Raw genomic sequence first — 11,765 nt, forward strand, 5'->3', positions numbered from 1 at the left:
TAACCAATGAAAAATAAAGAATAACAAATGACTAATGACAAATCAAGTAACCGTTGTTACAAAATCTTGACAATTATTTTGATAACCTTACAATTGAAAATTAGATTAATTTATCAATGAGGTTAAAGTGAGTTTAATTTCTATTACGATTATTGAAGGTAATCCTCATTTAAGATCGCTCTTAGGTTGGCATTTACAACAAGCCGCTTATCAAGTGCAACAAGTTGCCACCATCCAACAAGCGAGAAAGATTTTTTATCATCGTCAGCCAACTTTAGTAATTTTAGATACGGATCTACCCGATGGGGATGGCTTTGAATTTTGTTATTGGTTACATCAGCAGAGACAATCTTTAATCTTGATGTTATCAGCGAAAATCACGGAAAAAGATGTGGTTAAAGGCTTAAACGCAGGGGCAGATGATTATATCAAAAAACCTTTTGGGATGCAGGAATTTATGGCAAGGGTGGAAGCCCTTCTGCGGCGAATGCGGGTGACTTGCGCTCCTATTTCTTTAGATTATGGGGATCTCAAAATTGATTTAGTTCATCGTAGAGTACAATTAAAAGGAGAATATATAGATTTAACTCCCCAAGAATTTAGTTTATTATATGTTTTAGCTCAGGCGGAAGGGGATCCCCTCAGTCGCTCTGAATTATTGCAGAAAGCATGGCCAGATGCCATTGATAACCCTCGTACGATTGATACCCATGTATTATCTTTACGCAAAAAAATTGAATTAGATCCCAGACAACCGAGTTTAATTCAAACGGTGCGCAATGTGGGTTATCGTTTTAATCCAGATGTGATCCAAAGTGAAATACCGATCCCATCTCCATTGTTAGATTTAGATCCTACCAGATCAAAGGTCATTAGTCATTAATAATAGGTGAAGATTGAACTTATTTAAGATAGATTTTATTTAAACTTGAAACAAATCAAAATAATGATTGAAACAACGGCTAATTATGATGAAACATGGAAAGAAGCGATCACCATTTATTTTGAGGACTTTCTTAAGTTTTTCTATCACAATATTCATCAACAAATTAACTGGGAAAAACCCCCTATTTCCTTAGAAAAAGAATTACAACAAATTACTGCATCGGCCAAAACAGAAAAACGTCATGCTGATAAATTATTCAAAGTTTGGTTATTAAATGATCAAGAAGTTTGGCTTTTAATCCATATTGAAGTACAAAGTCAGTATGACAAAGAGTTTCCGATGCGAATATTTATTTATAATTATCGTGCCTTTGACTTATATCATCAACCTGTGATTAGTTTGGCTATACTAGGAGATGATAACCAAAAATGGCGACCTGATTCATACCAATATGGAATAGGATCAAGTCAAGTTAAAATAGAGTTTAGTATCGTTAAACTTTTAGATTTTCAATGGGAGGAATTAGAAGCAAGTAATAACATTTTTGCTAAAGTAGTAATGGCACATTTAAAAACCAAAGCTACCAGCAAGAATTTTGCAGAAAGAAAAGAATGGAAATGGCAATTAATCAGAAGTTTATATGAAGAAGGTTTAACTAAATTTGACATTATCAATTTGGGAAAATTCATTGATAAAATGATGAGTTTACCGCCTTCATTACAACAAAAATTTAAAGAACAAGTTAATCAATTTGAACAGGAGAGAAAAATGCCTTTTTTAAGTACAATCGAAGAAATGGCTTTAGAAAGAGGTCAAGAAATTGGTCAAGAAAAAGGAGCAAAAGAAGCTCGTCAACAAGATATTTTTGATCTGTTAGAAACTCGGTTTAATACTTTACCAGAAAGTCTGGTGAAAAGTCTTAATAAAATTGATGATTTAGCTCTTTTAAAAGAGTTATTAATAGAGACAATTAAAGTTAATTCTCTTGAAGAATTTGAAGCATTAATTAATCAAAATTAACTTAAAATTACAACGCAATTTCGTCCATTTTCTTTAGCTTGATAAAGGGCAAGATCAGCTTTTTTTAATAATTGATCTAAATTGGTAAGTTCAGGGGTAAAACTTGATAAACCAATACTAATAGTTATGGGAAATAATTGTTGTTTAATATGAAAAGAATTTTCTTCAATTATTTGCCTTAGTCTTTCTGCAAAGATTAAAGCTTGATTGGTATTGGTATTAATTAATAAAATTCCAAATTCTTCTCCTCCTAATCTTCCTAAAATATCTGTCTTTCTTAAATTTTGTTGTAATAAATTAGTTAAATATTTTAAGACTTGATCCCCAATATCATGACCATAGGTATCATTAATTGATTTAAAATAATCAACATCTATCATTAATAAAGAAAAAGATGATTGATAGCGTTTGGCACGGTATAATTCTTCCGTTCCTTTCATCATAAAATAACGCCGATTATAGACTCCAGTTAATTCGTCAGTCATGGCCATTAAATGTAATTTTTGTTCTAATAATTTTTGTTCTGTTATGTCTATTAAGGCAATAAAAGAGGCTGGTTTTTCATCAAATTCAATGAGAGTAATTGCCAAATTAGCCCAAAATATTCTACCTTTTCCTGTTTTTAATTGTAATTCAAAGTTTTCTAAAAAACCCTGTACTTGTAACATTTTAATTATTTTTTCTCTCTCCTCAATATTCACATAAAAATCTTTGGTAAAACTTTTTAATGCTTCTTCTTTTGTTACTTCTAATACTTGATAACCTTTACTATTAATATAACAAATATTCCCTTCAGGAAGATAGGAAATAATCACGGGAAAAGGTGCATTCTCCGCTAAAATGCGATAATTTTTTTCTATTCTTTTTAATTCGGTTTCTACTAAATTTCTTTCCTTAATTTCTAGTAAAATAATTTGATTTAATTTATAAAATTTAGTAGCAATAATCCCCACAATTAATAAGATTAAAACACTACTAAGTAACAAAATTGATAGCCAAAAAATACGAGCTTGATTTTTTAAAATTTCTAAAGAATAATCATTATATAAAAATCCTTTTAATGAATAGTTAGGGGGGATCATTCCTAACTCAGCGTATGTATCCCTAATATAGCGCCATCTACCCGGATTCATATAACCAATATCTACCACATTTGGTAATATTAATTCTCTCATTTTTTGAGCTTCAAATTTTAAATGTTCTCGGCTATGTCTTTGGCTATATTTTGTTAAAATAAGTTCAATTATTTCATCTTCATGATTCATTGCATATTGCCAACCTTTTAAAGAGGCATTGAGAAAAGCTTCTACTTCTTTAGGATGTTTTTTAAAATAGTCTTCGGTGGTATAAAGGGTATCTCCATAAAAGTCAACTCCCCCCGCACGAGGCTTAAATATTTGATATTCTATTCCCGCTTTTTCTAATAAAAAAGGTTCATCTGTTGAATAGGCTGACATTCCATCTATTTCCCCTTTTATTAACTCATTGGGGTTAAAACTATGGGGTATCTGGATCATTTTTTCTACGGGAATTTGCTCTTGTTTAAAATAGGCTAATAATTCGGCCGCATGGGGTTCGATCATTATTTTTTTACCTTTTAATTGATGGATATTATCTATTCCTGATTTTTTTAAAGTAAGAAAAATAAAAGGGGAATGTTGATATATTGTTGCTAAAGCAACTACTGGTTTTCCCTGCACACGATCTAATAATAAATCAGAAGTAGAAACTCCAAATTGAGCATTACCTTTTAAGACATTATCTATTGGTTTAATGCTATCAGAAACTTCTAAAATATTAACTTTAAATCCTGCTTCTTGATAATATCCTTTGGCGATCGCCGCATAATATCCGGCAAATTGAAATTGATGTTTCCATTGTAATTGTAAATTAATTGTTGTTATTGCTGACTCTGCAATGTTTTGATCTTTAGCTAAAACAAAATTAATTTTAGTACAGAAAAAGACGATTACAAAGAATAATAAAGATTTAATTTTCATTCTTCATTTTGTTATTTATTATTCGTTATTTGTTATTTGTTATTCTTAAGTATTTAAGTATAATTTAAGTCATTAAGACTAAAGCCTTATGCTAGAAAAACAAAGTCTGCCTACACAGGCAAAGCCTACGCAGACTTTGCCTGTGTAGCCAAACTCTTAAGGGTTTGGGGCAATAATTTCTAATCGTCAATTGATCATTATTGGTCTAATTTTAACACGGCCATAAATGCCTCTTGAGGTACATCTACCGTGCCGATCGCTTTCATTCTTTTCTTACCTTTAGCCTGTTTTTGTAACAGTTTTTTCTTACGGGAAATATCACCACCGTAACATTTAGCTAGTACATCTTTTCTTAAGGCGGGGATGTGTTCACTGGCAATAATTTTACTACCGATCGCCGCTTGAATAGGAATTTTAAATTGATGACGGGGGATCAACTCTTTTAATTTTTCCGTTAAGGCACGCCCCACATTATAAGCCTTATCACGGTGTACGATCATCGCTAAAGAATCCACCGGATCCTTATTGACCAAAATATCCAACTGTACTAAAGGATTGACACGATAACCGATTAAATGATACTCCATACTAGCATAACCCCGACTGCGGGATTTTAACTGATCAAAAAAGTCCGTGATCACCTCTGCCAAGGGCAACTCATACACCAGACTGGTGCGAGTTTGGGTAAAATATTTCATATCCGTAAACACACCGCGCCGAGTTTGACACAGATCCATCAGCGCCCCCACATAGGTCTCAGGAGTAAGTATTTCTACCCTGATATAAGGTTCTTCAATTTTCTCCCTTTTCTGAGGGGGTGGTAATTGACTGGGATTATCTACCTCTAAAACCTCACCATCAATAGTTGTTACTTGATAAATTACCGAGGGGGCTGTAATAATTAAATCGAGGTCATATTCCCTTTCTAGGCGTTCCTGCACAATTTCCATGTGTAATAAACCTAAAAAGCCACAACGGAAGCCAAAACCCATCGCTGTGGATGTTTCTGGCTCATAACATAAGGCCGCATCATTTAACCTTAATTTAGTTAAAGCATCTCTTAAATCCTCATATTGATCCGCATCAGTGGGAAACATCCCACAGTAAACCATCGGTTTAGCCTCTGTATAACCGGGTAAAGGCTCAGGTGCAGGGTTATTAACAAGGGTAATCGTATCACCTACCCTCGCATCTTCCACTGATTTAATTGCCGCCGCAAAATAACCTACTTCTCCAGCGTGTAACTCATCTACCCTGATTTGATTAGGAGATAAAACTCCTAATTCATCTATTTGATATTCTTTTTGGGAAGCCATTAATTTAATGCGATCGCCCTGTTTAACTTTCCCATCCATCACCCGAAAATAAACAATTACACCTCGATAAGCGTCATAATAACTATCAAAAATTAAAGCCCGTAATGGTTTATCTACGGTATCTTCTGGCGGTGGAACTTGATTAACGATCGACTCTAAAATTTGATCAATTCCGATCCCTGCTTTCGCAGAGGCTTTAATAATATCGCTACAATCTAAACCTACTATTTCCTCTATTTCACTGGCCACTCGCTCAGGCTCAGAACCGGGTAAATCAATTTTATTTAATACGGGGATAATTTCTAAATTATTTTCTAAAGCCAGATAAACATTTGCTAAAGTTTGAGCCTCAACCCCTTGGGATGAGTCAACTACCAGTAAAGCCCCCTCACAAGCGGCCAAAGAGCGGGAAACCTCATAAGAAAAATCAACGTGACCGGGAGTATCAATCAGATTTAAAACATATTGTTCTCCATTTTTAGCAGTATAATTCATGCGCGCCGCTTGGAGTTTAATCGTAATTCCCCGTTCTCTTTCTAAGTCCATATTATCGAGGAATTGCTCTTTCATTTCCCTTTGTGCCACAGTTTTGGTTTCCTGTAGCATTCGATCGGCTAAAGTTGACTTACCGTGATCAATATGGGCAATAATAGAAAAGTTACGAATGCGAGAAACGGGAACGGCTGTCATATTAAGAAAAATAATTTTGATTTAATCTCTAAAAATTAACAATATTTAATTCATTGTAATATTTTTTTGCTCAAAATGTTCAAGTTTTTTTAAATTTAACCATAACTGAACTTAAACCCGTGTATCTGTACTACTTTGGATACAAATTCAGTTTCCAAAAATATGAGAGTTTTAGCACAAGTCAAGTAATAAGTAATAAGTAATAAATAATCAGTAATAAGTGGAAGAATTGATGAAAACAATATCATAATTAATTATTAGGGAGAAATGCAGAAAACCCTACTAACAAAGATGGGTTTTCCCTCTTAAATTAATGATGATTTATTCTTTACAATTAAAGCTAAAAGTTTTATATTAATTATTAATAATTAGTTATTATTATGCAACCAACTAATCCAAATCAATTTACAGAAAAAGCTTGGGAAGCAATTGTTAGAACTCCTGATATTGCTAAACACAGCAAACATCAACAAATTGAAAGTGAACATTTATTAAAAGCACTTTTAGAACAACAAGGTTTGGCTTCTAGTATTTTCAATAAAGGGGATGTTAATACTTCAAGAATTATTGATTATACTGATAATTTTATTCGCCGTCAGCCGACTATTTCTAACCCTAGTGAATCGGTTTATTTAGGCAGAAGTTTAGATTTACTTTTAGACTTTGCTGATCAATATAAAAATGATTTTGATGATGAATTTATCTCCATTGAACATATCATTTTAGCCTACGGTAAAGATGACCGTTTTGGTAAGAATTTATTTAAGGAATTTTCCTTAACTGAAAAACAATTAAAAGACATTATTAAACAAGTAAGAGGTAGTCAAAAAGTGACCGATAAAAACCCCGAAGGTAAATATGAATCTCTCGAAAAATACGGACGAGATTTAACAGAATTAGCCCGTTTAGGTAAGTTAGATCCTGTCATTGGTAGGGATGATGAAATTCGTAGAACGATTCAAATTTTATCCCGTAGAACTAAAAATAATCCTGTTTTAATTGGTGAACCCGGAGTAGGAAAAACGGCAATTGTTGAAGGTTTAGCACAAAGAATTATTAATAAAGATGTGCCTGAATCTTTGCGAGATCGCAAATTAATTGCGTTAGATATGGGGGCATTAATAGCTGGGGCAAAATACCGAGGTGAGTTTGAAGAAAGACTCAAAGCGGTATTAAAAGAAGTGACCGATTCTCAAGGTAATATTATCATGTTTATTGATGAGATCCACACTGTAGTGGGAGCGGGTGCAACCCAAGGTGCAATGGATGCTGGAAACCTTTTAAAACCTATGTTGGCAAGGGGAGAATTGCGTTGTATTGGTGCAACAACTTTAGACGAATATAGAAAATATATTGAGAAAGATGCGGCCTTAGAAAGACGTTTTCAAGAAGTAATGGTAAATGAACCCAATGTGGTAGATACGATCTCAATTTTAAGGGGTTTAAAAGAGCGCTATGAGGTGCATCATGGTGTTAAAATATCTGATACTTCTTTAGTGGCGGCGGCGATGTTATCTAATCGTTATATTAGTGATCGTTTTTTACCTGATAAAGCGATCGATCTGGTGGATGAAGCGGCGGCTAAATTAAAAATGGAAATTACTTCTAAACCTGAAGAATTAGACGAGATTGATCGCAAAGTTTTACAATTAGAAATGGAAAAATTATCATTACAAAAAGATAATGATGAACTGTCTAAATCAAGGTTAGAAAAATTAGAAAAAGAATTAGCTAATTTAAAGGAAGATCAAAGCACTTTAAACGCTCAATGGCAGTCAGAAAAAACGGAAATTGATCAGATCAGACAAATTAAAGAAGAAATTGATAAAACTAACTTAGAAATTCAACAAGCGAAACAAAATTATGACCTTAATAAAGCGGCCGAATTAGAGTATGGCAAACTAACAGATTTAAACCGCAAAATTAAGGAAAGTGAAGCAAATTTGGCACAAAAACAAACCTCTGGAAAATCCCTTTTAAGGGAGGAAGTTTTAGAAGCAGATATTGCGGAAATTATCTCTAAATGGACGGGTATTCCTATCAGTAAATTGGTAGAATCTGAGAAAGAAAAATTATTAAATTTAGAAGATGAATTACATCAAAGAGTAGTAGGACAACATGAGGCTGTTTTAGCTGTTTCTGAGGCTATTCAGAGGTCAAGAGCAGGATTAGCAGACCCTAATCGTCCTACAGCCAGTTTTATCTTTTTAGGCCCTACGGGGGTAGGAAAAACTGAGTTAGCCAAAGCCTTGGCCGCTAATCTTTTTGATACGGAGGAGGCCTTAGTGCGCATTGATATGTCCGAATATATGGAGAAACACAGCGTTTCCCGTTTGATGGGTGCGCCTCCGGGGTATGTGGGCTATGATGAGGGGGGGCAGTTAACTGAGGCTATTCGCCGCCGTCCTTTCTCCGTTATTCTGTTTGATGAAATCGAAAAGGCTCACAATGATGTCTTTAATGTTATGCTTCAAATACTGGATGATGGTAGGTTAACTGATGCTCAAGGTCATGTAGTTGACTTTAAAAATACAATTATTATTATGACCAGTAATATTGGCTCACAATATATTTTAGATTTGGCCGGAGATGATTCCCGTTATGAGGAAATGAGAGGGCGTGTCATGGATGCCATGAGTGCTAATTTTCGCCCAGAATTTTTAAATAGAATTGATGAAATTATCATTTTCCACAGTCTTCAAAAGGCTCAATTAAGATCAATTGTACAGCTACAAGTGGCACGTTTAACTAAACGTTTAGAGGAGCAAAAATTGAGTTTAGAAATGACAGAAGAAGCCCTTGATTTTATCTCCGAAATTGGTTATGATCCTGTTTATGGTGCTAGACCTTTAAAACGTGCCGTTCAAAGATATTTAGAAACAGCGATCGCCAAAGCAATTTTAAGGGGTGATTTTAAAGCGGGAGAAACTATTTTTGTTGACGTAAAAGATGAGCGTTTAATGTTTAAAAGTTTAGCTCCAATTGTTTAAAATAGAACTTAAAAAGTCGGATATTTTAAAATACCCGACTTTTGATTTTTAGTATTATTTTGTATGTCTATAAACTATGTTTAAGCCAACTTAAATAACTTTCACTACCTTTAATAATTGGTATGGCAATAATTTCAGGTACTTCATAACTATGATTATTTTTAATCGTAGTTTCTAATTCTGAAAACTTACTTAAATCAGTTTTTATTAATAGTTGATATTCCTGATCTTTACAGATTTTACCCTCCCAAGTGTATAAAGATTTAAGGGGTATAATGTTAATACAGGCTGCCAATTTTTGTTGAATTAAAATATTAGCGATCGCCTCGGCTTCTTCAGGGCTAGAAGTTGTTACTAAAACCACTCCATAATTAGAATCTTTTATCATTTTTAATAATACTTAAAAAGTAATTTTTAATTGTTAAAATAATTAGGTTCATTGCCTTTTTTCCATTTAATATTACAACCAATTGAAGGTTTTTGATCTTCAGAAATAGGCTGATTATTTAATAATAAATCAATTGCTTGACGCAAATCTTTACCCGTTACTGGTAAGCCATTACTAGGGCGAGAATCATCTAATTGTCCTCGATAAACTAATTTTTTATTATGATCAAATAGGAAAAAATCAGGAGTACAAGCGGCCGTATAAGCTTTAGCAATTTCTTGAGTTTCATCGTAACAAATAGGAAAATTAAAGTTAAATTCTTCGGCCATTTGTTTTAATTTTTCAGGGGAATCTTCAGGATGAGTTTCAATACTATTAGAACTAATTGCAATAATTTCTAAGCCTTGATTTTGATAGTCTTGACCTAATTTTCCTAATTCAATTTGAATATGTTTAACAAAAGGGCAATGTTGACAAATAAACATAATTAATAACCCTTTTTGATGGTTAAATTGATCTAAAGAAATGATTTTTTCTGAAACTATATCAAGTAATTGAAAATTAGGGGCAATTGTGCCAAGAGGTAACATTGTAGAAGGTGTTAAAACCATAATTATTAATTATTTTTTATTAGTTATTGTTTATTAGTTATTGTTTATTAGTTATTGTCTAAAGCCATCCTTTTAACCAATAAATAAAAGTACCAATATATTCTTTTAAAACTTTAGTTGTTTTGTCTAAAGCCAAAGAATCTGGTATATTATTTAAGATAAAAGCTTCTTGATTATCATTAATTTCTGTTATTTCCTGTTCACTAATTAAAAAATCTGTAGGAGCAGTAATAACATCAATTCCTTGTTTTTTAAAGATAGCATAAGCTCTAGGGATATGTAAAGCTGAGGTTACTAAAATTATTTTTTTAAGCTTTTTTTCTTCTAAAATTTGTTTAACATTAACTGCATTTTCGTATGTATTTAATGATAAAGATTCTTGAATAATTGCACTTTCTGGAATGTTCATTAATTTTAATATTTCTAACATATCTTGAGATTCGGGATTGCCTCCTCCTAGCCATTTTACCCTGCCACCTGCTAAAATAATCACAGGGGCTTTTCCTTCTAAATACAATTTTCCTCCATAAATAACACGATCGCCCTGTTCGGTTAAATCCACCATTGGGCGGGGTTTGGCGGGGGTACGGGTTGCCCCTCCTAAAATTACGATCGCATCGGCTTTAGGAATTTCTGATGGTAAATACCTCCATTCTGAGGATTTAACGAGATAATTAGCAATTAAACCGTTACTACTGATTAATAAAATAATTAAAGAAATGGCAACAGGAAACATCGCCCAACGGGGTTTTTTCCATAATAAAATTAAAGCAATAATCAGTAAAAAACAACTCAGACCTAAAGGATAAATAAATAAGGGTAAAAGTTTAGATAAAAAAAGAAAATTCATGTTATTTTAATTTTAAAAAATAGAGATTAAATAATTGACAATTGATCATTAATAATTGATAATTAATTAACTTTTACAGTTAACAGTAAATGGACAAATTATTTGAAATAAAATGGATATTATTTTATCGTTAGTGGGTATGATGACAGTTTTTTTGACTGGTATTTTTGCTTCGATGAGAATTGTGAAAGAAGGAAACCAAGCCATTATTGAGCGTTTAGGTCAATATCACCGTAAACTTGAACCCGGACTTAATTTTATTGTGCCATTATTTGATTCAATTGTCATTGAAGAAAATCTCAAAGAAAAAGTTTTAGATATTGAGCCACAAAATACGATTACTAAAGATAATGTTCCTTTAAAAGTTGATGCGGTCATTTATTGGAAAGTGATGGACTTAGAAAAAACTTTTTATGGGGTAGAAGATATTAAAGAGGCGATCGAAAATTTAGTATTAACAAATATCCGTTCTGTTATTGGGGAATTACTGTTAGAAGAAACCTATTCTTCTCGTAAAAATATTAATGAAATTTTGCTAAAAAATATAGATGATGCTACGGGAAATTGGGGGGTAAAAATAACTAGGGTTGAACTTAAAACACTTGAGCCAATCTCAAGTGTAATGGCTTCTTTACAAGAAGAAAGGGCGGCGGAAAGTAAAAAAAGAACTGCACTTTTAGAAGCGGAATCAATTGTGGGTTATATTAAGATTATTTCGCAGGTTTTACAACAAGAACCTAATGCAGAATTAGCCTTGCAATTTTTAGTCGCTAAACGCTATGTTGAGGCGAATGAACAGTTAGGAACTTCGGAAAATTCTAAGATCTTATTTATGGATCCAAAGGCTTTAAATGAGGCACTTCATCATTTAATTTCGGAAAAAAGTAGTCAATCAAAAAATCCTCCTAATCCATAAATTCAGTAATAAATTAAAATTAAATTGTATATTAATTGGGTTCAATTTATTAATTATTAAGCTAGGAAATTTATTTCCTAGCTAATAGTAAATATCTG

At 32.7% G+C, this 11,765-nt stretch carries 9 protein-coding genes; 4 read left to right on the forward strand and 5 right to left on the reverse strand.

Translation table 11 applies throughout. From position 1 onward, the window contains the following. Positions 1 to 127 precede the first annotated feature (127 nt). Positions 128 to 883: a response regulator transcription factor gene (locus tag Anndu_RS10545; protein WP_464101158.1), complete on the forward strand. Its 756-nt coding sequence runs from the start codon at positions 128 to 130 to the stop codon at positions 881 to 883. A 63-nt stretch (positions 884 to 946) separates the two neighbouring features. After that, positions 947 to 1,906 (forward strand): RpnC/YadD family protein, encoded by a 960-nt coding sequence (locus Anndu_RS10550; protein WP_464101159.1) that lies wholly within the window; start codon positions 947 to 949, stop codon positions 1,904 to 1,906. Here Anndu_RS10550 and Anndu_RS10555 read toward each other — a convergent pair. Both Anndu_RS10555 and lepA read right to left on the reverse strand, forming a co-directional pair. Then, positions 1,903 to 3,906, reverse strand: a complete 2,004-nt coding sequence (locus Anndu_RS10555) for a diguanylate cyclase (protein WP_464101160.1) — start codon at positions 3,904 to 3,906, stop codon at positions 1,903 to 1,905. The two genes, Anndu_RS10550 and Anndu_RS10555, sit on opposite strands and share 4 nt — an antisense overlap. Before the next feature lie 197 nt (positions 3,907 to 4,103). Then, positions 4,104 to 5,912 (reverse strand): translation elongation factor 4, encoded by a 1,809-nt coding sequence (gene lepA, locus Anndu_RS10560; protein ID WP_464101161.1) that lies wholly within the window; start codon positions 5,910 to 5,912, stop codon positions 4,104 to 4,106. A 380-nt stretch (positions 5,913 to 6,292) separates the two neighbouring features. Here lepA and clpB point away from each other — a divergent pair, with 380 nt between their 5' ends. Further along, positions 6,293 to 8,902, forward strand: a complete 2,610-nt coding sequence (gene clpB, locus Anndu_RS10565) for an ATP-dependent chaperone ClpB (protein WP_464101162.1) — start codon at positions 6,293 to 6,295, stop codon at positions 8,900 to 8,902. 67 nt (positions 8,903 to 8,969) lie between these two features. On the opposite strand, the gene cutA is transcribed toward clpB, so the two are convergent. The 3 genes from cutA to Anndu_RS10580 are packed head-to-tail and all read right to left on the reverse strand — an operon-like array spanning position 8,970 to position 10,751. After that, positions 8,970 to 9,290 carry a divalent-cation tolerance protein CutA gene (cutA, locus tag Anndu_RS10570; protein WP_464101163.1) on the reverse strand — a complete coding sequence of 107 codons (321 nt, stop codon included), beginning with the start codon at positions 9,288 to 9,290 and terminating at the stop codon, positions 8,970 to 8,972. Between the two features lie 26 nt (positions 9,291 to 9,316). Beyond that, on the reverse strand, positions 9,317 to 9,901 hold the full coding sequence (locus tag Anndu_RS10575; RefSeq protein ID WP_464101164.1) for a thioredoxin family protein: 585 nt from the start codon (positions 9,899 to 9,901) through the stop codon (positions 9,317 to 9,319). Between the two features lie 58 nt (positions 9,902 to 9,959). Then, positions 9,960 to 10,751, reverse strand: coding sequence for a YdcF family protein (locus Anndu_RS10580; protein WP_464101165.1), 792 nt, complete (start codon positions 10,749 to 10,751; stop codon positions 9,960 to 9,962). Between the two features lie 112 nt (positions 10,752 to 10,863). On the opposite strand from Anndu_RS10580, the gene Anndu_RS10585 reads away from it, so the two are divergent. Next, positions 10,864 to 11,667 carry an SPFH domain-containing protein gene (locus Anndu_RS10585; RefSeq protein ID WP_464101166.1) on the forward strand — a complete coding sequence of 268 codons (804 nt, stop codon included), beginning with the start codon at positions 10,864 to 10,866 and terminating at the stop codon, positions 11,665 to 11,667. Positions 11,668 to 11,765: the final 98 nt, after the last annotated feature.

It is taken from the genome of Annamia dubia NIES-4383 (genome assembly GCF_055394725.1).